Origin of the sequence: Methylobacterium sp. FF17, assembly GCF_025813715.1 — a bacterium.
Lineage (GTDB): Bacteria > Pseudomonadota > Alphaproteobacteria > Rhizobiales > Beijerinckiaceae > Methylobacterium > Methylobacterium flocculans.
This window is the reverse complement of record NZ_CP107532.1, coordinates 3,573,784-3,598,364: the sequence shown is the minus strand read 5'-3', so window position 1 is coordinate 3,598,364 and position 24,581 is coordinate 3,573,784. Positions and strand designations below refer to the sequence as shown.

At 69.1% G+C, this 24,581-nt stretch carries 22 protein-coding genes; 7 read left to right on the top strand and 15 right to left on the bottom strand.

The window, feature by feature from the left end; translation table 11 throughout:
- Positions 1-104: 104 nt before the first annotated feature.
- From OF380_RS16965 to OF380_RS16955, 3 genes are all read left to right on the top strand, one after another.
- Positions 105-1,400 carry a bifunctional 2-C-methyl-D-erythritol 4-phosphate cytidylyltransferase/2-C-methyl-D-erythritol 2,4-cyclodiphosphate synthase gene (locus OF380_RS16965; protein ID WP_264045983.1) on the top strand — a complete coding sequence of 432 codons (1,296 nt, stop codon included), beginning with the start codon at positions 105-107 and terminating at the stop codon, positions 1,398-1,400.
- The gene (locus OF380_RS16960; protein ID WP_264045981.1) at positions 1,397-1,900 is read left to right on the top strand and encodes a CinA family protein; all 504 of its coding nucleotides are present in this window, start codon (positions 1,397-1,399) and stop codon (positions 1,898-1,900) included. The genes OF380_RS16965 and OF380_RS16960 overlap by 4 nt, the downstream gene beginning before the upstream one ends.
- Before the next feature lie 271 nt (positions 1,901-2,171).
- Entirely contained in the window at positions 2,172-3,959 is a 1,788-nt protein-coding gene (locus tag OF380_RS16955; RefSeq protein ID WP_264045978.1) for an ABC transporter ATP-binding protein, read from the top strand.
- A gap of 73 nt (positions 3,960-4,032) precedes the next feature.
- Here OF380_RS16955 and OF380_RS16950 read toward each other — a convergent pair whose 3' ends face one another.
- The 9 genes from OF380_RS16950 to OF380_RS16910 all read right to left on the bottom strand — a co-directional run bounded on the left by OF380_RS16950 (position 4,033) and on the right by OF380_RS16910 (position 12,363).
- On the bottom strand, positions 4,033-4,488 hold the full coding sequence (locus tag OF380_RS16950; RefSeq protein WP_264045976.1) for a type II toxin-antitoxin system RatA family toxin: 456 nt from the start codon (positions 4,486-4,488) through the stop codon (positions 4,033-4,035).
- A 6-nt stretch (positions 4,489-4,494) separates the two neighbouring features.
- Complete coding sequence (gene lipA, locus OF380_RS16945) at positions 4,495-5,457, bottom strand: lipoyl synthase (protein WP_264045975.1); 963 nt, start codon at positions 5,455-5,457, stop codon at positions 4,495-4,497.
- 131 nt (positions 5,458-5,588) lie between these two features.
- The gene (locus OF380_RS16940; RefSeq protein WP_264045973.1) at positions 5,589-5,873 is read right to left on the bottom strand and encodes a GlsB/YeaQ/YmgE family stress response membrane protein; all 285 of its coding nucleotides are present in this window, start codon (positions 5,871-5,873) and stop codon (positions 5,589-5,591) included.
- Between the two features lie 66 nt (positions 5,874-5,939).
- The gene (lpdA, locus tag OF380_RS16935) at positions 5,940-7,379 is read right to left on the bottom strand and encodes a dihydrolipoyl dehydrogenase (RefSeq protein WP_264045971.1); all 1,440 of its coding nucleotides are present in this window, start codon (positions 7,377-7,379) and stop codon (positions 5,940-5,942) included.
- Between the two features lie 79 nt (positions 7,380-7,458).
- Positions 7,459-8,907 (bottom strand): pyruvate dehydrogenase complex dihydrolipoamide acetyltransferase, encoded by a 1,449-nt coding sequence (locus OF380_RS16930; protein ID WP_264045969.1) that lies wholly within the window; start codon positions 8,905-8,907, stop codon positions 7,459-7,461.
- A 43-nt stretch (positions 8,908-8,950) separates the two neighbouring features.
- Positions 8,951-9,232 (bottom strand): DUF5076 domain-containing protein, encoded by a 282-nt coding sequence (locus OF380_RS16925; protein WP_264051362.1) that lies wholly within the window; start codon positions 9,230-9,232, stop codon positions 8,951-8,953.
- Positions 9,233-9,291: 59 nt separating this feature from the next.
- Positions 9,292-10,731, bottom strand: coding sequence for a pyruvate dehydrogenase complex E1 component subunit beta (locus OF380_RS16920; protein ID WP_264045967.1), 1,440 nt, complete (start codon positions 10,729-10,731; stop codon positions 9,292-9,294).
- A gap of 83 nt (positions 10,732-10,814) precedes the next feature.
- Entirely contained in the window at positions 10,815-11,906 is a 1,092-nt protein-coding gene (pdhA, locus tag OF380_RS16915) for a pyruvate dehydrogenase (acetyl-transferring) E1 component subunit alpha (protein ID WP_264045965.1), read from the bottom strand.
- A 145-nt stretch (positions 11,907-12,051) separates the two neighbouring features.
- Entirely contained in the window at positions 12,052-12,363 is a 312-nt protein-coding gene (locus OF380_RS16910) for an FtsB family cell division protein (protein WP_264045964.1), read from the bottom strand.
- Between the two features lie 114 nt (positions 12,364-12,477).
- Here OF380_RS16910 and OF380_RS16905 point away from each other — a divergent pair, with 114 nt between their 5' ends.
- The 3 genes from OF380_RS16905 to aqpZ all read left to right on the top strand — a co-directional run bounded on the left by OF380_RS16905 (position 12,478) and on the right by aqpZ (position 14,968).
- A complete protein-coding gene (locus OF380_RS16905; RefSeq protein ID WP_264045962.1) occupies positions 12,478-13,365 on the top strand; it encodes a LysR substrate-binding domain-containing protein in 888 nt (295 codons plus the stop codon).
- An 84-nt stretch (positions 13,366-13,449) separates the two neighbouring features.
- Positions 13,450-13,923, top strand: coding sequence for a manganese-binding transcriptional regulator MntR (mntR, locus tag OF380_RS16900; protein ID WP_404810469.1), 474 nt, complete (start codon positions 13,450-13,452; stop codon positions 13,921-13,923).
- A 304-nt stretch (positions 13,924-14,227) separates the two neighbouring features.
- The gene (gene aqpZ / locus OF380_RS16895) at positions 14,228-14,968 is read left to right on the top strand and encodes an aquaporin Z (protein WP_264045959.1); all 741 of its coding nucleotides are present in this window, start codon (positions 14,228-14,230) and stop codon (positions 14,966-14,968) included.
- Positions 14,969-14,979: 11 nt separating this feature from the next.
- Here the strand turns inward: aqpZ and OF380_RS16890 are convergent, their stop codons facing one another.
- The 3 genes from OF380_RS16890 to OF380_RS16880 are packed head-to-tail and all read right to left on the bottom strand — an operon-like array spanning position 14,980 to position 21,694.
- Positions 14,980-15,897, bottom strand: a complete 918-nt coding sequence (locus tag OF380_RS16890) for a transglutaminase family protein (protein ID WP_264045957.1) — start codon at positions 15,895-15,897, stop codon at positions 14,980-14,982.
- The gene (locus OF380_RS16885; RefSeq protein ID WP_264045955.1) at positions 15,894-18,413 is read right to left on the bottom strand and encodes a circularly permuted type 2 ATP-grasp protein; all 2,520 of its coding nucleotides are present in this window, start codon (positions 18,411-18,413) and stop codon (positions 15,894-15,896) included. The genes OF380_RS16890 and OF380_RS16885 overlap by 4 nt, the downstream gene beginning before the upstream one ends.
- Positions 18,410-21,694: a transglutaminase family protein gene (locus tag OF380_RS16880; protein ID WP_264045953.1), complete on the bottom strand. Its 3,285-nt coding sequence runs from the start codon at positions 21,692-21,694 to the stop codon at positions 18,410-18,412. The genes OF380_RS16885 and OF380_RS16880 overlap by 4 nt, the downstream gene beginning before the upstream one ends.
- 474 nt (positions 21,695-22,168) lie before the next feature.
- Here OF380_RS16880 and OF380_RS16875 point away from each other — a divergent pair, with 474 nt between their 5' ends.
- The gene (locus OF380_RS16875; protein WP_264045951.1) at positions 22,169-23,317 is read left to right on the top strand and encodes a zinc-binding metallopeptidase family protein; all 1,149 of its coding nucleotides are present in this window, start codon (positions 22,169-22,171) and stop codon (positions 23,315-23,317) included.
- Between the two features lie 4 nt (positions 23,318-23,321).
- Here the strand turns inward: OF380_RS16875 and OF380_RS16870 are convergent, their stop codons facing one another.
- The 3 genes from OF380_RS16870 to OF380_RS16860 all read right to left on the bottom strand — a co-directional run bounded on the left by OF380_RS16870 (position 23,322) and on the right by OF380_RS16860 (position 24,515).
- Positions 23,322-23,717, bottom strand: a complete 396-nt coding sequence (locus OF380_RS16870) for an acyl-CoA thioesterase (protein WP_264045948.1) — start codon at positions 23,715-23,717, stop codon at positions 23,322-23,324.
- Between the two features lie 189 nt (positions 23,718-23,906).
- The gene (locus tag OF380_RS16865; RefSeq protein WP_264051522.1) at positions 23,907-24,035 is read right to left on the bottom strand and encodes a hypothetical protein; all 129 of its coding nucleotides are present in this window, start codon (positions 24,033-24,035) and stop codon (positions 23,907-23,909) included.
- A 186-nt stretch (positions 24,036-24,221) separates the two neighbouring features.
- Positions 24,222-24,515 carry a hypothetical protein gene (locus OF380_RS16860; RefSeq protein WP_264045946.1) on the bottom strand — a complete coding sequence of 98 codons (294 nt, stop codon included), beginning with the start codon at positions 24,513-24,515 and terminating at the stop codon, positions 24,222-24,224.
- Positions 24,516-24,581: the final 66 nt, after the last annotated feature.

Genomic DNA, 24,581 nt, shown 5'->3' with positions numbered 1-24,581 from the left:
GACAGGCCGTCCCGCCGCGCGGATGATCGAAGCCCTGCGTAGCGGCGGCGCATCGATACACGCCTGGGTGGTCCTACACGAACCCGAAGCGCGGGAGCATAATCATGTCCGGCACCGCGTGGAATGCGGCAGCGGTGGTCGTCGCGGCCGGTCGCGGCATCCGCATCGGCGGCGATACGCCCAAGCAGTATCGCCGGGTCGGCGGACAGGCCGTGCTAACGCGCACCCTGACCGCCCTGGCCGCGCATCCCGGCATCGTCCGCATCCAGCCCGTGATCGCAGCGGACGCCGCCGACTTCTACCGCGCCTGCCTCGACGATCTCGACGCCGCGACCCGCGCCAAGCTTGCCGAACCGGTGCCGGGCGGCGCCACCCGCCAGCAATCCGTCCGCGCCGGGCTCGAAGCCCTCGACGGGGCTGCCGCGCCCGACCTCGTCCTCGTCCACGATGCGGCCCGCCCGCACGTCGATGTGGCCCTGATCGAACGCGCGCTGGTGGCCGGACGCGACCACCGGGCCGCCGTGCCGGGTATCGCCGTCACCGACACGATCAAGCGCGTGGAGGATCTCGGCGACGGCACCGGGCGCGTTCGCGAGACGCCGGCGCGCGAACACCTGCGCGCGGTCCAGACTCCCCAGGCCTTCGCCTATCCGACCCTGCGGGACGCGCATCGCCGCGCCGCGCAGGCCGAGCTTCACGCCTTCACGGATGACGGCGCCCTGGCCGAATGGGCGGGTCTGTCGGTCGTGGTCTTCGAAGGCGACCCGCGCAACCGTAAAATCACCCAGCCGGCCGACCTGATCGAGGCCGATCGCGGCTTCTCCGCCGTGACCCACACCGCACCGAGCGAGGTTTCCCCCATGACCAACTACGTCACCCGCCTCGGCACCGGCTTCGATGTACACGCCTTCACCGAGGGCGACCACGTCTGGCTCGGCGGCGTGAAGATCCCCGCCGATCGCGGCGTGCTGGCCCATTCGGACGGCGACGTCGCCCTGCACGCCCTCACCGATGCCCTGCTCGGGGCCATCGCGGACGGCGATATCGGCACGCATTTCCCGCCGAGCGACGAGCAGTGGCGCGGCGCCTCCTCCGACCGCTTCCTGGCCCATGCGGTGGAACTGGTCCGGGCGCGCGGCGGCAAGATCGACCATCTCGACATCACGGTCCTCGCGGAGGCCCCCCGGATCGGCGCCCACCGCGAGGCGATCCGCGCCCGCATCGCCGCGATCGCCGGGGTGCCGCTGAGCGCCGTCTCGATCAAGGCCACCACGACGGAGAAGCTCGGCTTCGTCGGCCGCGCCGAAGGTCTGGCGGCGCAGGCCGCCGCCACGGTCCGGCTGCCCGAGGTCGCCGCCGAGTTGAACGCCGCCGACGAGACGGCCGAGCGCCGCTCGTGATCGACGACCCCGCCCTGCTGGCGCGCGCGGAGGCCCTGGTCGCCGCCTATGCGGCGGCGGGGCTGACGATCGCCACGGCCGAATCCTGCACCGGCGGGCTCGTGGCCGGGCTGCTCACCGCGATCCCGGGCTCCTCGGCGGTGCTGGACCGGGGTTTCGTCACCTACTCGAACGCGGCGAAGACCGAGAGCCTCGGCGTACCCGCCGACCTCATCGCGGCCCACGGCGCGGTCAGCGCGCCCGTGGCGCAGGCGATGGCGGAGGGCACGCTGCGGCACTCCCCCGCCTCGGTGGCGGTTGCGGTCACCGGAATCGCCGGACCGGGCGGCGGCAGCGCGGGGAAGCCCGTCGGCCTCGTGCATTTCGGCCTCGCATCGCGCGACGCATCCGTGCGGCACCTCGAGCGGCGCTACGGGGATCCGGGTCGAACCGAGATCCGACGTCAGGCGGTCGCCGACGCGATCGGGCTCCTCGAATCCGTGCTCACGCCCACGTCTTGAAACCGACATGCTCGCCTGAGAGGCTGCGACTCATGCCGCCTGACGATGGCGGTCGCGTGCTTTTCAAAATCCGAGGGGAGGCTGCATGACGTTCGGTTCGATCACCTTCCCGGCTCGTCCGCGCCCTATCCGCCGGCCTGTCTGACGCCGCCCGCGCGCTTGCGCGAGGCCGTTTCGTAACCCACGTCACCTCTCTCGCCTGCAGCCGGCAGCGTTCGCGCGCCCTGGCCACCCACGGAGCCGGCGCGTCGCCCGCGCCGGGATCGCTTCCATGTCAGTCCCCCGTTCCAAGGGCGCGCAGGCCTATCGCGCCGTCCTCGCCTTCCTCGTGCGCCAGTGGCGCCGACGCGCGGCGCTCGTGGCCGGTATCGTGGCGGCGATCGTCGGCGCGACCCTGGCCGACGTCTTCCTCCCGCTCTTCGCCGGACGGCTGGTGGACGCCCTCTCGGGCAGCGACCGCCTGGCCGCCCGCTCGGAGGCGCTGATCGCCTTCGCGGCCATGGCGGGGCTCGGCCTCGTCACGCTCGCGCTGCGGCACCTGTCCTGGGCCCTCGTCGTGCCCCTGACCCTCGATACGATGCAGGCGGTGGCCCAGGCCGGGTTCCACCGGGTCCAGCGCCTCTCGACCGACTGGCACGCCAACAGCTTCTCGGGCTCGACGGTGCGCAAGATCTCACGCGGGATGTGGGCGCTCGAAGGCCTGAACGACACGCTGCTGCTCGAATTGCTGCCCGCCTTCGTCGTGCTCATCGGCACCATGATCCTGCTCGGGCAGCAATGGCCCGTCATGGGTCTGGTGATCGGAGTGGGAACGCTCCTCTATCTCGGCATCGTGCTCGTCCTCGCCACGCGGATCATCGCCCCGGCGGCGCAGATCTCGAACGCCTGGGATTCGCGCATCGGCGGCGCGCTCAGCGACGCCGTCGGGGCCAACGCGGTGGTGAAGGCCTTCGGTGCCGAGGCGCGCGAGGATGCACGCCTCGGCCGGCTCCTCGGCAAGTGGAGCCGGCGCACGCGTCGCACCTGGATGCGGATCACCTGGAGCATCACCGCGCAATTCGCGCTCCTGCTCGCCCTGCGGACCGCCATCGTCGGCACCGTGCTCTGGCTGTGGTGGACCGGCGCGGCGAGCCCCGGCGACGTCGCCTACGTGCTGACCACCTACTTCGTCGTCCACGGCTACCTGCGCGACATCGGCGGGCACATCAACCGGGTGCAGCGGGGGGTGAACGAGATGGAGGAACTCGTCGCCCTCGATGCCGAGCCCTACGGGGTCGCGGACCGCGCGGGTGCCACGCCCCTCGCCGTGCGGGGCGGCGACCTGCGCTTCGAAGCCGTGACCTTCCATTACGGCACGCATGCGCGGCCGCTCTATGCCGACCTCTCCGTCCATATCCCCGGCGGGCAGCGGGTCGGCCTCGTCGGGCGGTCCGGCTCCGGCAAGACCACCTTCGTCAAGCTGGTGCAGCGCCTCTACGACGTGACCGGCGGCTGCATCCGCATCGACGGGCAGGACATCGCCGGGGTGACGCAGGCCTCCCTGCGCAGGCAGATCGCGATCGTGCCGCAGGAGCCGGTGCTGTTCCACCGCTCGCTCGCGGAGAACATCGCCTATGCGCGCCCGGGCGCCTCGTCGGAGGCGATCGCGCAGGCAGCCCGGCTCGCGAATGCCCACGATTTCATCGCCCGCCTGCCGCAGGGCTATGCAACGCTGGTGGGCGAGCGGGGCGTCAAGCTGTCCGGCGGCGAGCGCCAGCGGGTGGCGCTCGCCCGCGCCTTCCTGGCGGACGCCCCCATCCTGATCCTCGACGAGGCGACCTCCAGCCTCGATTCGGAATCCGAGGCGCTGATCCAGGAGGCGATGGAGCGCCTGATGCGCGGCCGCACGGCCATCGTGATCGCGCACCGGCTCTCCACCGTGCGGACGCTCGACCGGATCCTGGTGTTCGAGGGCGGCCGCATCGTCGAGGATGGCAGCCATGCCGATCTGCTCGCCCGGGAGGGCGGGTCGTACCGGAGCCTCTTCGAGCGGCAGGCCGGCGGCGTGGAGATCGGATGAGGCGGGGGCTTCGCGTGCTCTTCGTGTGCGCGCGGGCCTGAAGACGCGGTCCGCCCCGCGCCTCAGCCGACGGTCAGGCCGCCCCGTAGACCCGGTTCGCCCGCGCCTCGAAGGCGTCGGTGAACTTGCGGAACGCCCGGTCGAACATCGTCCCCATGAGGAGGCCGAGCGTCCGGCTCTTGAACTCGTAGGTGATGAAGAAATCGACGGTGCAGCCGCCGTGATCCGCGTCCCGGAACGACCAGCGGTTCTCGAGATGCCGGAACGGGCCGTCGATATACTCGGCCACGATCCGGAGATGTTCCGGCTCGAGGGTCACGCGGGTGGTGAAGCGCTCGCGGATCGCCTTGTAGCCCACGCCCATCTCGGCCACGAGCACCTCGCCCCCGTCCGGTCCCGGCTGGCGGCGCAGCACCCGCAGCGATTCGCACAGCGGCAGGAAGTCCGGATAGCGTTCCACGTCGGCCACGAGGTCGTACATCTGGCGCGGCGAGTGCCGCACCGCGCGGTTGATCCGGAATGAGGGCATCGAGACTCAGGTGTTGGCGATGCGGGCGAGACGGGCCGCCTTCAGCTTTGCGAAATCCTCACCGGCGTGGTGGGAGGAGCGGGTCAGGGGCGTCGCCGAAACGAGCAGGAAGCCCTTGGTGTAGGCGGTGGTCTCCAGGCCCTTGAACTCGTCCGGGGGCACGAAGCGCACCACCTCGTGGTGCTTCTTGGTGGGCTGGAGATACTGGCCGATGGTGAGGAAGTCGACGTCCGCCGAGCGCAGGTCGTCCATGAGCTGGACCACCGCGTTCCGCTCCTCGCCGAGGCCGACCATGATGCCGGACTTGGTGAAGATGGTGGGATCGAGTTCCTTCACCCGCTGGAGCAGGCGCACCGAGTGGAAGTAGCGCGCGCCGGGGCGGACCGTCAGGTAATTGCCCGGCACCGTCTCCATGTTGTGGTTGAAGACGTCGGGCCGCGCCGCCACCACGACTTCGAGGGCGCCGGCCTTGCGCAGGAAGTCCGGGGTCAGCACCTCGATGGTGGTGGCCGGGCTGCGCTCCCGGATCGCCCGGATGGTGCGGGCGAAGTGCTCGGCCCCGCCGTCGGCGAGGTCGTCCCGGTCCACGGAGGTGATGACCACGTGGTGCAGGCCGAGCTTGGCCACGGAATCCGCGACCTTGTCCGGCTCGCCCGCGTCGAGCCCCTCGGGCAGGCCGGTGCGCACGTTGCAGAAGGCGCAGGCCCGCGTGCAGGTGTCGCCCATGATCATGAAGGTGGCGTGCTTCTTCTCCCAGCACTCGCCGATATTGGGGCAGCCCGCCTCCTCGCAGACCGTGACGAGGCCATGCTCGTGCACGATCTTGCGGGTCTCGTCCCACCCCTTGGAGCCCGGCGCCTTGACGCGGATCCAGTCGGGCTTGCGCTGGATCGGCTTGTCGGGCCGGTGCGCCTTCTCGGGGTGGCGCGGACGCTGATCGTTGCGAAGCAGGTCGAGGACGACGGCCATGACAATCCACGGAATTCGTCCGGGGGACGCCGGCACGTGGCCTCGACTTAAGGCGTGACGCCCGCCTCCGCAAACCCACCGCGTCGGAAGGGCGCGACAGGGGGCGTGGTTCGTCAGGAGCTTAGATGGCGTCAGTCTCGACGGCCGGCGATCGCCCGATAGATCGTGATGATGATGATCGCCCCGATCGTTGCGGAGAGCAGGTTGCGCCAGAACCCGAAGACCGGGATGTGCAGCTTGTGGGCGAGATAGTTGCCGAGCAGCCCGCCGAGGATGCCCATCACGATATTGGCGATCAGGCCCATATTGGCTGCGGTGAACCGTTCAGCGAGCCAGCCCGCCAGGGCCCCGATCACGATCGCCATCAGGAAACCGACGCCCGGCTGACCCAGCGCGCCGTAGACATGCCCATCCATCGTCCGTTCTCCGTCGCGTCACCGAACCTACGGGACGCGTGCCATGACGCCTCCGGGTGTGGGCGATCAGGTGTGGATCACCTTCCCATACGCATCCAGCACGCTCTCGTGCATCATCTCGCTGAGCGTCGGGTGCGGGAAGACCGTGTGCATCAGGTCTTCCTCGGTGGTCTCCAGGTTCATGGCGACGACGTAGCCCTGGATCAGCTCGGTGACTTCGGCGCCGACCATGTGCGCGCCGAGCAACTGACCGGTCTTGGCGTCGAAGATCGTCTTCACGAGGCCGTCCGGCTCGCCGAGCGCGATGGCCTTGCCGTTGCCCGCGAAGGGGAAGCGGCCGACCTTCACGGCGAACCCCTGCTCCTTCGCCTTGGCCTCGGTCAGGCCCACGGAGGCGATCTGCGGCTGGCAGTAGGTGCAGCCGGGGATCTTGGCCTTGTCCATGGCGTGGGTCGGCAGGCCCTTGATCGTCTCGACGCAGAGCACGCCCTCGTGCTCGGCCTTGTGGGCGAGCATGGGCGGGCCGGCGACGTCGCCGATGGCGTAGAGGCCGGGCACGTTGGTGCGGCCCAGCCCATCGGTGACCACGATGCCGCGCTCGATGGTGACGCCGAGCGCCTCCAGGCCGATGCCTTCGATGTTGCCCACGACGCCCACCGCCGAGATCAGCTTCTCCGCCGTGAGCTGCTGAGACTTGCCGTCGGTGGTCTCGACGGTGGCCGTGACCGCGTCGGCGGCCTTCTCGACCTTCGTCACCTTGGCGCCGGTGAGGATCTTGATGCCCTGCTTCTCGAAGCGCTTGCGCGCGAGCCCGGCGATCTCGGCATCCTCCACCGGCAGGATCTGCGGCAGCAGTTCGATCACCGTCACCTCGGCGCCCATGGTGCGGTAGAACGAGGCGAACTCGATGCCGATGGCACCGGAGCCCATCACCAGCAGGCTCTTTGGCATGGTCTCGGGCACCATGGCCTCGTAGTAGGTCCAGATCTGCTTCTTGTCCGGCTCGATACCCGGGATGGCGCGGGGCCGCGCGCCCGTGGCGACAATGATGTGCTTGGCCGCATACGTGCCGGCGGCGAGCGCGCCCTTCGGGGCCGGGGCGCGCGCCGTCTCCTTGACGGTCACCTGGCCGGGCTGGTTGCCCTTGGCGGCGGCCGTGACGGTGGCCTCGCCCCAGATCACGTCGACCTTGTTCTTCTTCAGGAGCATGCCGACGCCGCCGTTCAGCCGCGTCGAGACCCCGCGCGAGCGCTTGACGATGGCGGCGGTATCGAACCCGACCTTCTCGGCCGACAGCCCGTAATCCCCGGCGTGCTGCATGTAGTGGTAGATCTCGGCCGAGCGCAGCAGGGCCTTGGTGGGAATGCAGCCCCAGTTCAGGCAGATGCCGCCGAGATGCTCGCGGTCCACCACCGCCGTCCTGAACCCGAGCTGCGCCGCCCGGATCGCGGCCACGTAGCCGCCGGGGCCGGCGCCGATGATGAGGATGTCATAGGTCTCGGCCATGTGCGGGCTCCTGCTCCCCTCCCCCTTGTGCGGGGCCGGGGGTGATTGCCGATCTTGGGGACGGGTCAGCGGGCTCCGGTCACACCAGCATGCCCATCGGATTCTCGATCAGCCCCTTGAACGCCGAGATCAGCTCGGCGCCGAGCGCCCCGTCGAGCACGCGGTGATCGCAGGACAATGTCGCGGTCATCACTTGTGCAACGGACGGTGCACCGTCGCGCACAATGATGCGCTTTTCCCCCGCCCCCACCGCGAGGATCGAGGATTGCGGCGGGTTGATCACCGCCGTGAAGTGCTTGATCCCGAACATGCCGAGGTTGGACACGGAGGTGACGCCGCCCTGGTACTCCTCGGGCTTCAGCTTCTTGGCCCGCGCCCGGGTCGCGAAGTCCTTCATTTCATTGGAGATCGTGGACAGCGTCTTCTGGTCCGCCCGCCGGATCACCGGCGTGAACAGGCCGCCGTCGATGGCCACCGCCACGCCGACCTCGGCATTGTTGAAGCGCAGGATCCGGTCCTCGGCCCAGACCGCGTTGGCGGCGGGCACCCGCATCAGCGCAAGGCCCATCGCCTTGATGACGAAGTCGTTCACCGAAAGCTTGAACAGCGGCTTTCCGTCCTTGGTCGTGCCGGCGCTCTTGTTGAGCTGCTCGCGCAGCGCCATCAACGCGTCGAGTTCGCAATCCACCGTCAGGTAGAAGTGCGGCGCCACCTGCATCGCCTCGGTGAGACGCTTGGCGATGGTCTTGCGCATGCCGTCGAGGGGCACTTCCTCGAAGCTGCCCTTCGCGTAGAAGCCGCGCACCTGATCGACCGTGAGTCCGAGGGGGGCTGTGGCCTTGGCCGGTGTCGCCGGCGCGGGAGCCGCTGCCGCTTTCGGAGCGTCGGCGGCTTTCGGGGCCGCGGCGGGGGCCGCCTTGCCGGTGCCGCTGGCGAGCGCCGCACGCACATCGCGCTCGATCACCCGTCCGCGCGGGCCGGACCCCGTTACAGTGCCAAGGTCGACGCCCTCCTGCTTGGCGATGCGGCGGGCGAGCGGCGAGGCGAAGACGCGGGCGCCCTCGGCCGGCGCATTCCCGCCGGGCTTGGCTTCACCGGCAGGCTTGGCTTCACCGACAGGCTTGGCTCCGTCCGGCGCCTCGTTGACCCGGGCGTAGGACATCGTCCCACCGCCGGGCGTCGCGTTCTCGTTCGTCGCCTCGATCTTCGGGGTTTCGGTCTTCGATGCCTCGGCCTTCGCCTCGGGTTTCGCGCCACCTTCCCCCTGCACGCTCGCCGGGTCCTCACCCTCGGCTGCGATGATCGCGATGAGGTCGTTCACCGGCACGTCCGCCGTGCCCTCGGCCACCAGGATCTTGGCAAGAACGCCCTCGTCGATGGCCTCGACCTCCATCGTCGCCTTGTCGGTCTCGATTTCGGCGAGCACGTCGCCGGATTTCACGGCGTCGCCCTCCTTCTTCAGCCACTTGGCGAGGGTCCCCTTCTCCATCGTGGGCGAGAGGGCGGGCATCAGGACGTTGATGGGCATGGGCGAAGGATCCTGAGCGTCAGCGGGCGGCGTCGGTGGGCGGTCAGTTCAGAATGGGCGCGTCGGGGTCGAGGCTCTCGGATTCGATGCCGGCGCGGATGCGCGCGAAGGCCTCCTCCTCCGACATCTCGGTCTCGAGCGCGTAGACCCGCGCCGCCTGGCGGGCGAGGTCCACGAGGAGCCGGCCCCATGTGGCCGGATCGTCGAAGGAGCGCCGCAAGGCGATGCTCACGGCGCCATCCACGACGCTGGCGCGCAGAACCTCGATGCCGCCGTTCTCGACGGCATCCGGCGGGGCGGAGAGTTCTTCGAATTTCTCGGTCATCATCTCGTCTCCGGTCTCTCCCCGGCGCGGGGAGAGTGGGAGGTGAACGCGCACGGCCCTCAGCGGTAGCAGACCGCCTTCACCGCCTCGATCACCTCGGCGACGTTCGGCAGCGCGAGCTTCTCGAGGTTGGCGGCGTAGGGCATCGGCACGTCCTTGCCGGTCACGCGCAGGACGGGCGCGTCCAGGTAGTCGAAGGCATCGACCATCAGGCGCGCCGAGATCTCGGCGCCGATGCCCGATTGCGGGAAGCCCTCCTCCACGGTGACGCAGCGGCCGGTCTTCTTGACCGATTCGACTACCGTGTCCGTGTCCATGGGGCGCAGGGTCCGCAGGTCGATCACCTCCGCCTCGATGCCCTCCTCGGCGAGCGCCTGCGCCGCCTTGAGGGCGTAGGTCATGCCGATGGAGAAGGAGACGATGGTCACGTCCTTGCCGGTGCGGTGGATCCGCGCCTTGCCGATGGGCAGGACGAAATCGTCGAGCTTCGGCACCGGGAAGCTCTGCCCGTAGAGGATCTCGTTCTCAAGGAAGATGATCGGGTTCGGGTCGCGGATCGCGGCCTTGAGCAGGCCCTTGGCATCGGAGGCGGTGTAGGGCGCGATCACCTTCAGGCCGGGCACGTTCGAGTACCAGGCGGAGTAGTCGTGGCTGTGCTGGGCGCCGACGCGGGCGGCCGCGCCGTTGGGCCCCCGGAACACGATGGGGCAGCCGAGCTGGCCGCCGGACATGTAGAGGGTCTTGGCGGCCGAGTTGATGATGTGGTCGATCGCCTGCATGGCGAAATTGAAGGTCATGAACTCGACGATGGGGCGCAGGCCGGTGAAGGCCGCGCCGACGCCGATGCCGGCGAACCCGTGCTCGGTGATCGGGGTGTCGACCACGCGGCGTGCGCCGAACTCCTGCAGCAACCCCTGCGTGATCTTGTAGGCGCCCTGGTACTCGGCGACCTCCTCGCCCATCACGAAGACGTCTTCGCTCCGGCGCATCTCCTCCGCCATGGCGTCGCGCAGGGCCTCGCGGACGGTCGTGGTAACCATCTCGGTGCCCTCCGGGAATTCCTCCATCACCGGCGCGGGCGCCTTGTTGGTGATGGTGGCGGGGGCGGCCGGTGCGTTGGGCTTGTCGTCGGCGGTCTTGGCGGTGGGCGCGGGAGCCTGTGCCTGGCCCTCGGCCTGCATGTCGGGAGCCGGCGCCTTCTGTTCGGACGCCTCGGCCTTCGGAGTACCGCCTGCGGAGGCCGCCGACACGTCCTCGCCCTCGGCGGCGATGACGGCGATCGGCGTGTTGACCTTCACGCCCTCGGTGCCCTCCTCGATGAGGATCTTGGCAAGGACGCCCTCGTCGATCGCCTCGACCTCCATCGTCGCCTTATCGGTCTCGATCTCGGCGAGAACGTCGCCGGATTTGACCGGGTCTCCCTCCTTCTTCAGCCACTTGGCCAGCTTGCCCTCCTCCATCGTCGGAGAGAGGGCGGGCATCAGGATATCGGTCGCCATGGAACACTCGTCGATCGAGGATGAGGCGGTCAGCCCTTACGAAGGCGGGAGCGCGGCCGCACGCGTGAGCGGCGGCCGGCGTCTCAGGCGCGGGCTTCCAGCAGGATGTCGGTCCACAGTTCGGCCGGATCCGGCTCGGGATCGTGCGTGGCGAACTCGGCGGATTCGTTGACGGTCTCGCGTACCTTGGCGTCCGTGGCCTTGAGCTCGGCCTCCGGCACCCCGTGCATCTCGATCAGGCGCTTGCGCACCATCTCGATGGGGTCGTGCTCCTCGCGCATCTTCGAGACCTCGTCCTTGGTCCGGTACTTGGCCGGATCGGACATCGAGTGGCCGCGATAGCGGTAGGTCTGCATCTCGAGGATGTAAGGGCCTTCGCCGGAGCGCGCGTGCTCAATGGCGCGCGTGGCCGCCTCGCGCACGGTGCGCACATCCATGCCGTCGACCTGCTCGCCCGGGATGCCGAACGAGAGACCACGGCGGGAGAAGTCGGTCTGTGCCGACGCGCGGGCCACCGAAGTGCCCATGGCGTAGCGGTTGTTCTCGATGACGTAGACCACGGGCAGCTTCCAGAGCTGCGCCATGTTGAAGCTCTCGTAGACCTGTCCCTGGTTGGCGGCACCGTCGCCCATGTAGGTCAGGCTGACCTTGCCGTTCTTCCGGTAGGCATCCGCGAAGCCGAGGCCGGTGCCGAGCGAGACCTGCGCGCCGACGATGCCGTGCCCGCCGAAGAACTGCTTCTCACGGGAGAACATGTGCATCGAGCCGCCCTTGCCGCGCGAGTAGCCCCCGCGCCGCCCGGTCAGCTCGGCCATCACGCCCTTGGGGTCCATGCCGCAGGCGAGCATGTGGCCATGGTCGCGGTAGCCGGTGATGACCTGATCACCGTCGACCGAGGCCATCTGCATCCCGATCACGACGGCCTCCTGGCCGATGTACAGGTGGCAGAAGCCGCCGATCAGCCCCATGCCGTAGAGCTGCCCGGCCTTCTCCTCGAAGCGGCGGATCAGCAGCATCTCGTGGTAGGCGTGGAGGTCTTCCTCCCGCGTGAACTGCGGTGCATTCGGAGCCGGCGCGTGGGTCGCGGCTGGGCCGTCGGTGGACGTCTCGGCTTGTTTTGTTTCCGGAAGGCGTTTGTCGGACGCGGCTCGGCCTGCATCCTTCGCGGCAACCATCGGCAAACTCCCAGGGGAACATCTGTTCTCACGGGGTTCTAGGACACGCCTCCGGGGAAAGCGAGGCCGGCCTCCCGACAGAACGGAGGAGTTGTCAGGCGCGGCCAAAAGGTTGGGATGGAGGGGTCCTCGCGGCCCACGCCGTTCACGGGTCGATGATGACCACGTCGTTGGCGTGGACCCGGCCCAGCATCACGCGGGCCCGTTCCTCGAGAAGGTCGCGGTCGATCTGGTCGCTGCGCAGGAGCGCCACCCGATGCTCCCAGACCGCGCGGTCGGCTTTCGCCGCGGCGAGATCCTGGTTGAGCGCCCGGGCCTGGATCTTGAGGGCGCGCTTGGCCTCCAGGCCACGGTTGCCGCTCTCGGCCTGATGCACGAAAAAGCCCACGACGAGGCCCGACACGGCGTAGAGGCCGAGGGGCATCAGGACAGCACGGACGCGACGACGGACCACCATGTCGGCAGAATGCGGCCGCAGGGTTAAGGAAGTCCTGACGCTCGGGACGTTCCAACTCTCGGGACGTGCTCGTGCACGGAGGGAGACGATCATGAAGAGGGCTCGGCGGCCGCGATGATGCGCTTCGACCTCGTCGATCTCGGCCTGTTCCGCCACGTGGTCGAGGCGGGCTCGATCACCCACGGCGCGGCGCGGGCCAACCTCGCCCTGGCCGCCGCCTCCGTCCGCATCCGGACGATGGAGGAGACCCTGGGCGCGGCGCTCCTCACACGCGGCCGGCAGGGCGTGGTCCCGACACCCGCCGGGCGTAGCCTGCTCGCCCACGCGCGCGGGCTCCTCGACCGAATCGACCGGATGCAGGAGGATCTCGCCGCGTTCTCAGGCGGGACGGTGGGGCAGATCCGCCTCGTTTCCAACACGAACGCGCTCACGGAATTCCTGCCCGAGGTCCTGAGCGCCTACCTCGCCCAGCAGACCGGGGTCAGCGTCGATATCGAGGAGCGCACCTCGGACGAGATCGTCGGACTGGTGGCGGAGGGCTCGGCCGACCTCGGCATCGTTGCTGGCACTGTCGATACCGGCGCGCTCGAAACCTATCCCTTCCGCCAGGATCGCTTCGTGATGGTGGCGGCCCCCGACCACCCGCTCGCCGCCCGGGCATCGGTGGCGTTTGCCGAGGTCATCGAGCACCCGCTCGTCGGGCTCGACCGCACCAGCGCCCTGACGCGCTTCCTCGCCGACAAGGCGGCGCGGACGGGACGCCCGCCCATGCGCCTGCGCGTGCAGTTGCGCAGCTTCGATGCGATCTGCCGCCTCGTCGCCTGCGGCGTCGGGCTCGGCATCGTGCCGCAGACGACCGCCGCCCGCGCCGCCCGCACGATGCCCATCGCCATCGTGCCCCTGGAGGATCCCTGGGCCCTGCGCGACCTCACGATCTGCGTACGCGCGCTCGCGGAGCTGCCGCGCTTCACCCGGGCATTCGTCGCGCAACTGCGGGGTTGAGGGGGCTTTCCCACGCCGGGGGGCTCCCATCCGGCGCGCGGCTTCGGTACAACCCTGCTCCAGGCCGCCCCCCAGGCGCGCCGGATGGGGGAGTTCGCCGGCCAGATGCAGGATTCGACGTCCCCCGCGCCCGATACGGCCCTCGTGGACCCCGATATCCACGTGGAGAGCTTCCGGCAGGCCCGGGAAGCGCGCCGCCTCGAACTCGTGGAGGATTACGTCGAGCTCATCGCCGACCTGATCGGTGATGGCGGCGAGGCGCGGCAGGTGGATATCGCCGCCCGCCTCGGTGTCGCTCAACCCACGGTTGCCAAGATGCTCAAGCGCCTGGCCGAGGATGGGCTGGTGCAGCAGCGCCCCTATCGCGGGGTGTTCCTGACGGAAGCGGGCCACGCCCTCGCCGTGCAGAGTCGCGAGCGCCACCGCATCGTCGAGCAGTTTCTGTGCGCCCTTGGGGTCAGCCCCGAGATCGCGCGCCGCGATGCCGAGGGCATCGAGCATCATGTGAGCGCCGAGACGCTCGAGGCGTTCCGCCTGTTCACGGCCCGGACAGTCTGAGCGCCGCCGACCTCGTTTTCCAGCGATCGATCGGCTCCCCAGTACAGAGAGCCGGATAGGCGTCAATGGAGAGGATCTGGGTGATTTCGTCGACTGGAGGTCGTGCCTGCAGCAGAATCAACCCCCGCGATGCCGGCAATTCGTGATGATTACGGCACCTTCCCCACCATGCAACTCTTGCCGAGGGCAAGCGAACCGAGGCGTGTACTTGCGCGCCTGACGCGGTCTCGAGATGCGCGAAGCTGAATATCTTCGCGCCCTCCGCGTAAGCGTCTCGCGGATCCTGGCAGCGGGAGGGTCGAGCATGGATCACGATACGGTACGGCGCGCGACGGCGGAGTTTTTCGGCACTTTCTGGCTGACCTTCGGCGGTTGCGGGGCCGCCGTCCTCTCTGCCGCGTTTCCCGAACTCGGAATCGGGTTCCTGGGCGTCGCGTTCGCGTTCGGGCTTACCGTGCTCACCATGGCCTACGCCGTCGGCCACATCTCCGGCGGTCACTTCAACCCCGCCGTCACCCTGGGCCTGTGGTCGGCCCGGCGTTGCGCGACCCGGCACGTGCTGCCCTACATCGTCGCGCAGGTGATCGGCGCCATCCTCGCGGCGGGCGTCCTCTACAGCATCGCCACGGGCAAGGCCGGTTGGGTCCCGAACGGCTTCGCCTCGAACGGCTACGGCGCACTCAGTCCGGGCCGCTACAGCCTGGAAGCCTGCCTCGTGATGGAAGCCCTGACGACATTCTTCTTCCTGTTCATCATTATCGGTACGACCTCCAAGGGCGCCGCGGTCGGCTTCGCCGGCATCCCGATCGGCTTCGCGCTGGTGCTGATCCACCTCATCTCGATCCCGGTCACCAACACCTCGGTCAACCCGGCTCGCAGCACGGGGCCGGCCCTGATCGCGGGCGGTGAGGCCCTGTCGCAGCTCTGGCTGTTCTGGCTGGCGCCGATCGTAGGCGCGATGGCGGCGGGGGCGATGGCCCGCTGGCTCTATGAGCCTGCGGATATCGCCGAGACGACGGTGGTCGAGAAGCGGGCCGCCGCCTGAGGCAGGCGGTTTCAGGCGGGAGCGGCCTCGGGAATCGCCGGATGCTCGGGCATCGGCTCACCGTCCGGCACCACGTCGACCTCGACCTTCAGCTTCTGCGGTCCCGAAGAGGACACCATGCCGTCGATGGGGGAAACGTCGGTGTAGTCGCGGCCGCGCGCCACCACGATGTGGTCGTCGCACATGCCGATCCCGTTGGTGGGATCGAGGCCGATCCAGCTGTCGCCGCACCAGACCGAGACCCAGGCATGGCTCGCATCCGCGCCCCGCAGGCGGGGGCGGCCCGCCGGCGGGATCGTACGCAGGTAGCCGCTGATATAGGCGGCCGGCAGGCCGATCCCGCGCAAGGCCGCGATCATGATGTGCGTGAAGTCCTGGCAGACCCCGGCGCGCAGGGCGAAGGCCTCCGCCAGGGGGGTGTGGACGGTGGTGGCCTTCGAATCGAACCGGAAATCCGCCCGGATGCGGCGCATCAGGTCGCAGGCACCCCCATAGGCGCTGCGTCCGGGCGGGAAGCTCGGCCGCGCATAGTCCGTCACCGCCGGAACCAGGGGCACGCGCATGCTCGGGAACTGGAAATGCACCGGCCTTTCCGGGCGAAGGCTCGCGCCCGTGACGGAGTCGTCCCGGACCTGCTCCCAGGGGCGGCCGGATTCCGGCGCGGGCAGCGGATCACGCTCCACCCGTACCCGCGACAGGGCCTCGACGCGCAACTCGGTATGGGGGGCATCGATGGTCGCCGCCACCACGTCGAGGCCGAAATAGTCGCGCCGTACCACGCGTGTGGCGGGATCCGGACTGATCGTCAGCCGGCTGTCCAGCACCGTCTGGCCCTCGCCGTCGCGCGGGCGCAGGCGCAAGGTGCAGCGTGCGAAGCGCACGGGCCGCGTGTAGCGATAGGTGGTGAGGTGGCGCAGCGTGTAGATCACGCGAGCCCCATGAGTTTTTCCGGGCGCAGGGCGTGCGGCCCATTCGGGAAGTAGCGGGTCGCGATGGCATCGGCCAGGCGCTCCACCTCGTTCTCCAGCCGGGTCAGGGCGGCGCCATCGAACTCTGCGGCCTCGCCGGTGGTGAATTCGGAAGCGAGCCTGGCTGCAAGGCGCTGGTGCGGTTCGGGCAGGCCGTCCGCGCGCAGCACCGGCAGATCGCGAAGGTGCCGCGCGATCGCCTCAACCTGGAAGGCCACCGAGCGCGGGTTGAACGGATCGAGGAGCACCATGTCGCGCACCGGCTCCAGCGCCACGCCCTGCAGGTAGCGGGCGCCGAACGAAACGTGGGCGTCGCAGAGGGACAGCATGACGCCGAGGTCTTCGGCGCTCGCGGCATCGCCGGCAAAGCGCGTGGCGAAGCTCAAGGTGTTGATCGCCCGCTCGATGCGCCGGCCGAGATCGACGAAGTGCCAGCCCGCGGTGCGGTTCATGTTCTCCTGGGCGAGGCCCGAGAGGGCCGCGATGTGGCTGAGCGCCCGCTCGGCGAGTCCGAGGAGCTGGGCCTCCGGCTGCCCCTGGGCCGGATCGATCTCCAGGACGTCCTTGAGGTCGGCGAGCGCCCGCCACGCCTCGCCGGAGAGGCGCTCGCGCAGGGTCGCGGCATTGGCCCGGGCCGAGAGGCTGTGGCGCAGGGCCGAGCCATAGGCATCGGGGCTGCTCAGCGCCTGCTGGGCGAGTGCGGCGGTGGGCAGGTCGGGCGCCGCGATGGCACCCCACTCGTCGAGAAGGGCGCGGATGCGGAGCGCCGTCGGCGCCTTGGCGTCGCCTGCCATGTCGGCGATCACGGCCGAGCCGACGCTACCGAGATGCGCGATGACGAGGCGGATCACGGCTTCGGCCCGTTCGACGTAGCGCCCGAACCAGAACAGGTTGTCGGCGGCACGCGACGGCAGGTGCCCGGCGATGCGACGCACCCGGGCCGGACCCGCCTGGATCAGCGTGACCGCGTCGACGGGATCGCGCGACAGGACCCAGACATCGGCCGACTTGATGCCGGCCCGCATTTCCATGGGCTCCACGTCGGGCCGTTCCGAGATACGGCAGAACCCACCCGGCATCACCCGCCAGCCATCCGGCGTCACCGCCGCGAAGACCCGCAGCACGAAGGGGCGCGGCACCAGCTTGAGGGCGCCTCCCGTCCGGTCCCAACCCGGCATGGTGGCGAGCGGCATCGCTTCCTGCGCCACGTAGTCGAAGGGTCGGTCACGCAGCGCCGCCAGCAACTGGTCGCGTTCGGCGTCGAGGGCGTGCGGGGCCAGGATCGCGTCGCGCACCGCGCCCTTGGGCGGGGTCGCGACCGGGCGCAGGCTCAAGGCCTCCAAGTTGTCGCGGACCTCGGCGAGGGCATCCGGATCGCCGCACCACCAGGTCTTCGGACCGGCGAGACGGAGGTCTCTGCCGAGGAAGCGGCGGGCGATGGCGGGCAGGTAGGCGGCGAGCGCACCGGATTCCAGCAGCCCTGAACCCGGCATGTTGCCCACCACGAGGCTACCGTTGCGCAGGGCCTCCACGAGGCCCGGCACGCCGAGACGCGAGGCCGGGTTGAGTTCGAGGGGGTCGATGTAATCCGAATCGATGCGCCGCCAGAGCACGTCGGCCCGCTTCAGTCCCGATACGGTGCGGACATGCAGGGCTCCGTCCTGCATCACGAGATCGTCGCCCTCGACCAGTAGCAGGCCGAGATACCGCGCGAGGGCCGCCTGCTCGACATACGTCGAGCTGAACACCCCCGAGGTCAGCAGGCAGATGCGCGGGTCGCTCCGCTGCGCGCCGACCGCCAAGCCATCGCGAAAAGCCTGGAAGAACGCGGCGAGCCGCTCGACCCGCAGGTCGGCATGGAGGTCCGGGAAGGCACGGGTGAGGACAAGGCGGTTCTCCAGGGCATAGCCCGGCCCGGAAGGGGATTGGGTCCGGTCCGCCAGGATGCGCCAGCGCCCGTCGGGGCCGCGCGTGACGTCGGCCGCGTAGAGCTTGAGGAAGCGGCCGCCGGGTGGGGTGACCCCGGCGAGCGGCCGCATGAATTCCGGGCTGCCGGCCACCACCGCTGCCGGCAACAGGCCCTCCGCCACGAGGTGTCCCGCGCCGTAGACGTCGGCGAGGATCGACTCCATGAGTTCGGCGCGTTCGACGATGCCGGCGCTCAGGCTTTCCCAATCCGCCTGCTCGATGACGAGGGGCAGCGACCCAAGAGGCCAGGCATGCTCGCGCTTGTCGCCGTAGATCCGGTACGAGATGCCGGTGTCGCGGATGCGGCGCACCGCGGAGACGAAGCGGGCCCCGATCTCGCCTTCGTCGAGGTCCCCGAGGCGGTCGAGGAAGCGCGGCCAGGCACCTTTCGCCCGGCCATCCACCCCCATGAACTCGTCCGGTACCCCCGGCTGCGGCCGGTATGCGGAGGTCCAGCGCGCGAGGCGCTCGGCCCGTCCCTGACCCTCCGCTGCGGCCGCTTCGCTCATGGAGCGTTGAAGCCTCTTGGTGCGGGAACGCGTAGATCGAGGGTCATCGGGAACTCGGGGTTGGTCTCCTCCGGCGGCAGTGCAACCGGTCCCGGGGTATGGCCGTGGGCCTGGAAGCGCGCGAGGCGCCGCCCCTCCGCCTCGTAGGTGTTGACCGGGAAGGTCTCGTAGTTTCGGCCGCCCGGATGGCTGACATGGTAGCGGCAGCCGCCCAGCGAGCGACCGCTCCACGCATCGAGGATGTCGATGGTGAGGGGCGACTGCGCGGGAATGGTCGGGTGCATCGAGGAGGCCGGCTGCCACGCCTTGAAGCGCAGGCCCGCCACCGCCTCGCCGACGGTTCCCGTACCCGTCATGGGCAGGCGGCGACCGTTGCAGGTGATGATGTGGCGGCCGGGCACGTAACCCTCCACCTTCACCTGCAGCCGCTCCACCGACGAATCCACGTAGCGCACGGTGCCCCCGATCGCGCCCTCCTCGCCCAGCACGTGCCAGGGCTCGAGGGCTTGGCGCAGCTCCAGCTTGACGCCGCCATGCTCCACCGTCCCGAAGACCGGGAAGCGGAACTCGCGCTGCGCCACGAAGGCCGCCGGATCGAACGCGTAGCCGGCTGCCGAGAGATCTTCCAGCACGGTCAGGAAATCGGCCCACAGGAAGTGGGGCAGCATGAAGCGATCGTGCAGGCCCGTGCCCCAGCGGACACAGCCTCCGGACTGAGGTTCGCGCCAGAGCCACGCCACGATGGCGCGCAGCAGGAGTTGCTGGGCCAGGCTCATGCGCGGGTCCGGCGGCATCTCGAAGGAGCGGAACTCGAGCAGCCCGAGGCGGCCGGTCGGCCCGTCCGGCGAGTAGAGCTTGTCGATGCAGATCTCGGAGCGGTGGGTGTTGCCCGTCACGTCCACGAGGATGTTGCGGAAGATACGGTCCACCAGCCAGCGCGGGATGTTGGGCTCGTCGGGCTGGGGCACCTGCGCCATGGCGATTTCGAGCTCGTAGAGCCCGTCGTGGCGCGCTTCGTCCATGCGCGGAGCCTGGCTCGTCGGGCCGATATAGAGGCCCGAGAACAGGTAGGACATCGCCGGGTGGCGCTGCCAGTACAGTACGAGGCTCTTCAGCAGGTCCGGTCGGCGCAGGAAGGGCGAGTCATTCGGCGTCGCGCCGCCGAGCACCACGTGGTTGCCGCCGCCGGTGCCGGTGTGACGCCCGTCGGTCATGAATTTCTGCGCGCCGAGGCGGATCTGGCGGGCATCCTCATAGAGATCGGTGGTGATCCGGACGGCCTCACGCCAGGTCGAGGCGGGATGCACGTTGACCTCGATCACGCCGGGATCGGGCGTGACCTTGATGACGTTCAGGCGCGGATCGAAGGGCGGCTCGTAGCCCTCGATATGGAGGGTCTGCTTCAACGCGGAGGCGGCGTCCTCCAAGTGGCCGAGCAGCTCGAGGTATTCATCCACCCGCTGCAGCGGCGGCATGAAGACGTGGATCACGCCGTCGCGCGGCTCGACGGCGAAGGCGGTGCGCACGGCGACGCCCATCACCCCCGATCCGTTGACGGTCTTCGTCCCGGGATGGCCTTCGGGCAGGGCGTCGCGGACCTCGAGCGTGTCCTGCGGCTGGTAATAGGGGTAGTGCGCCGGCGGTACGTAAGGCAGCGACGAGAGCGGCAAGCGGTAGCCGACGGGCGAGTCGCCCGGCGTCAGGTAGGCGTGGCCGCGCCGGAACTCCCAGGGCTCGGAGATCCAGAGACGGTCCGCGTCCCCGTCCTTGCCGGTGGGAAGGCTCGCCAACGGCAGGGCGTAGCCCGCTGGCTCGCCCAGGCCGCGCGCAAAGACCCGTTCCATGCGGGCATTGGTCTCCGGGTTCGGGTAGTGCGGCTCGGCGGTGGTGACGTTGACGGGCAGGTCGTCGCGCTTCTCGGTCCAGTAGATCGGGTCCTCGAAGGCCGGCAGAACGTAGGCGCCGAGGCCGAGGCGCTGGGCGACGGCATCGATGAGGTCCTTGGCCTTCTGGATGGTCGCGTCGCGCGGACCGTCCTCCGCCGCGATGAGGTCCGCGTCCCGCCAGACCGGCACGCCATCCCGACGCCAGTACAGGGCGAAGGCCCAGCGCGGCAGGCTCTCGCCCGGGTACCACTTGCCCTGCCCGTAATGCAGCATGCCGCCCGACGCGAAGCGGTCGCGCAGGCGCCGGATCAGCTTGTCGGCCAGACCCCGCTTCGTCGGACCGACGGCGGCGGCGTTCCATTCGGCGGATTCGAAGTCATCCACCGAGACGAAGGTCGGCTCACCCCCCATGGTGAGGCGCACGTCCTGCTCGACCAGATCGGCATCGACGCGTTCGCCGAGCGCGTCCATCGCGGCCCAGACGTCCTCGGAGAACGGCTTGGTGATGCGCGGCGCCTCGGCCACGCGCGTCACCGACATCTCGAAGCCGAACTCGACCTTGGCCGGTTCCGCCAGCCCGGAGATCGGAGCTGCGGAGGCATAGTGCGGCGTGGCGGCGAGCGGGATGTGCCCTTCGCCGCAGAGCAGGCCGGAGGTGGCGTCGAGACCGATCCAGCCGGCCCCCGGCAGGTAGACCTCGGCCCAGGCGTGCAGGTCGGTGAAGTCGGTGGTGGTTCCGGCCGGGCCGTCCACGGCGGTGGTGTCGGGGACGAGCTGTATCAGGTAGCCCGAGACGAAGCGGGCGGCGAGCCCGAGGCGGCGCAGGATCTGCACCATCAGCCAGGCCGAGTCGCGGCAGGAGCCGCTCTTCAGCGTCAGGGTCTCGGCGGCTGTCTGGACACCGGGCTCCATGCGGACGCCGTAGGTGATCTCCTGCGCCACCTGGGCGTTGAGGGCCACCAGGAACAGCACGGTGTTCTGTTCGGCCGGCAGCCGCTCCAGGAATGCGTCGACTTCCGGTGCCATCGCCTCGTCGAGGACGAGGTAGGGCTTCAGCTCGGCGGTGAGGTCGTCCGCGTAGGTGAAGCCCCGCGCCTGCGCGTATTCCTCGACGAAGAAGTCGAACGGGTTGATCACCGACATGTCGGCGGTCAGGTCGACCTCGATCTTCAACTCGTTTGTCTTATCGGGAAAGATGAGCCGGGCGAGCCAGTTGCCGTTCGGATCCTGCTGCCAGTTGATGAAGTGGTTCGCGGGCAGGACCTTCAGCGAATAGGCCGGAATGGCCGTGCGCGCATGAGGGGCCGGACGCAGCCGGATGACCTGGGGACCGAGCGCGATCGGCCGGTCGTAGGTGTAGTGCGTGACGTGGTGCAGGGCGGCTTTGATGGACACGGGGGCTCCCGCTGTATCGGGTCAGGGCGGCCCGGGCGCACGTTTTGACAGCACGCACCGGTTGCGAAGGGTTGGGCACCGCCCTGCGGTGTCCCGGAGGAAGCGTCACTCTGCCATACGCGAAGCGATCCCCTTGTGCGATGGCCTTGCGACCGGAACTCTCGCGGGGAAGATGCGTGCGGGCAAGGGGCTTGAGGTTGTGGGCCTTGAGGTTGTGCGCATCGGCCGAGGGATCCTGGCGCCCGGGCGCACGGGACGCGTCCGGAACCCGGAAGCTTGCAAGTTTCGTGCAGCGGCGCCCGACTCCCGCCGGCCGGCGGCGTCGGAACCAAGCCGGCGGCGGGCGCTTTGGCATGCGGAGATGGCCCCTGCCATGCACGGACGCGCCGGGAGGCAGTTCATTCACGCGCCGCGTGCTAGACAGGATATACACGTGTCCGGTCAGTGACAGGAAAGGCGTCCCACGACGGCTCCATGAAGATCTTCCAGTGCCAGGCCTGCGACCAGCCGATCAGCTTCGAGAGCAACCATTGCGAGAGCTGCGAGCGCCGGCTCGGCTATGCCTGTGACATCCACGAGATGTCGGCCCTGGAGCCGGTGGGCGGCGTCTGGCACGCCTATGCCAATCCGGCCCGCAAGTACCGCTTCTGCGCCAACGCGCATTACGACGCCTGCAACTGGCTGGTGCCGGACGATTCCCCGAGCCGCTACTGCGTCACCTGCCGCCACAACCACGTCGTTCCCGACTTGTCCATTGCCTGGAACCTGACCCGCTGGCGCCAGATCGAAGCCGCCAAGCACCGGCTGTTCTACTCCCTCCTGCGCCTTGACCTTCCGCTCATGACCCGGGACGAGAACCCCACCACGGGCCTCGCCTTCGACTTCCTGGTCGATCCCTCCGAGAGCTTCCAGATCGGGCCGCCGGTGCTCACGGGGCATCGCAGCGGCCTCATCACCCTGAACATCGCCGAGGCCGACGACGTCGAGCGGGAGCGGCGGAGGATGCTGTTCGGAGAGTATTACCGCACCCTGCTCGGACATTTCCGGCACGAGATCGGGCATTATTTCTGGAATGTGCTCGTTCGCTACGATCAGAGCATCTGGACCTTCCGGTCGCTCTTCGGTGACGAACGGTTGAACTATTCGGCTGCCCTTCAGCGGCATTACGCGAAGGGGGCTCCGGCGAACTGGGAGGAGAGCTACGTCAGCGCCTACGCGACTGCGCACCCCTGGGAGGATTTCGCCGAGACCTGGGCGCAGTATCTCCACATCGTGGACACGCTGGAGACCGCGAGCACTTTCGAGATGCATGTGCGCCCGCGCCTGCGCCATGGTCCGGCCGAGCCGGTGGTGATCGACTTCGATCCCTATCGGACCACGGATTTCAGCCGGATCGTGGAGGCCTGGCTCCCGCTGACCTACGCGGTGAATTCGCTGAGCCGCAGCATGGGCCAGCCCGCGCTCTTCCCCTTCAAGCTGACACCGGCGGTCATCGCCAAACTGTCCTTCGTGCACGAGCGGATCGAAACGATCCGCTGTATGGGCAGCGGCGACACCGACACCGATATCCTGAAGGCGGTCATCACCGGATTGCGCCAGAAGGTGGCGGCGCCGAACTCCTGAGGCGTCAGGCCGGCTCGATGGGGCGGGGCCGACCGTCGTCGTCGATGGCGACGAAGGTGAAGGTCGCCTCCGTGACCTGCTCGCGCAACTGGGTGCGGAAGCGCCGGGCCCAGGCCTCGACCTCGATCCGCATGGAAGTACGGCCCACCCGACCGACGCGGGTATAGACGCAGAGCACGTCGCCCACCCGCACGGGACGAATGAAGGTCATCGCATCCACCGCGACGGTCACGGCGCGACCCTGCGAGCGTTCGACCGCCGCGATACCACCGGCCTGATCCATCTGCGACATCACCCAGCCGCCGAAGATGTCGCCATTGGCGTTCGTATCGGCCGGCATCGCGATCGTGCGTACCGTCAGATCGCCGCTCGGAAGCTTCGTACCATCCGATTCCGCCATGCCGCCGCTCACGCCTTCCCGGATCGCCCGTTCGATGGAGGTAACCTAACCCATTTCCCGGAAGCGAACTCCGGATTCGCGGCGGTAACTCACGACATGCCTGAAACCCGAACCCTGCGGAGCGATGCCCGACCGACGCGAACCGGTTCAGGTCAAAGGCTGCGCGAAGGATAGATCGCGTCTCCCGGGTCAGGGCATGATCCCGGCGAGTTGCAGGCCGCCGGCGAGGATCACCGCGAACACGGAGACGATCAGCTCGAGCGGGATGGATTCCCAGATCGCGTGGGGAGACGCGCGGCGTGCGGCAATGGCGTTCACGTCGGTTCCTCCGAGGCGTCGCAATCTATCGTGCGCCGTCCGCCTCCGGAAACTTATCTCATAATCACCCGGCTTCCCAGCCGGACCAGAGAAATTTAGTGTCCATCAATCAAACGGCCCGGCCCTCGTCAGAACGAGGACCGGGCCGGAAGAGTCAGCGTGCCGCGAGCGGCACACCGAACGAACTCAGTAGTAGAAGCGGCGCGGGCCGTAGAAGCGGCGGCCGTAATAAGGGCGCGGACCATAGAAACGGCGCGGGCCGTAGAACCGGCGACCGTAATAGGGGCGCGGACCATAGAAACGGCGCGGGCCATAGAACCGGCGACCGTAGCCATAGTACTGCGCATTCTGAACCGTCGCCGGGGCAGCCTCGCTCTGGAGGGCAAGGGCGGGGCCGATCGGGGCAGCCGAAGCACCCTGGGGCACCGTGGCGGCGAAGCCTAGAGCCAGCAGCGCGGCCAGCACGAGTTTCCTCAGCACGTTCTCAACTCCCTGGAATCTGTCGAGGGTCGACACTCCGTGCCCGCTCGACCGCGAGGCCCGGAT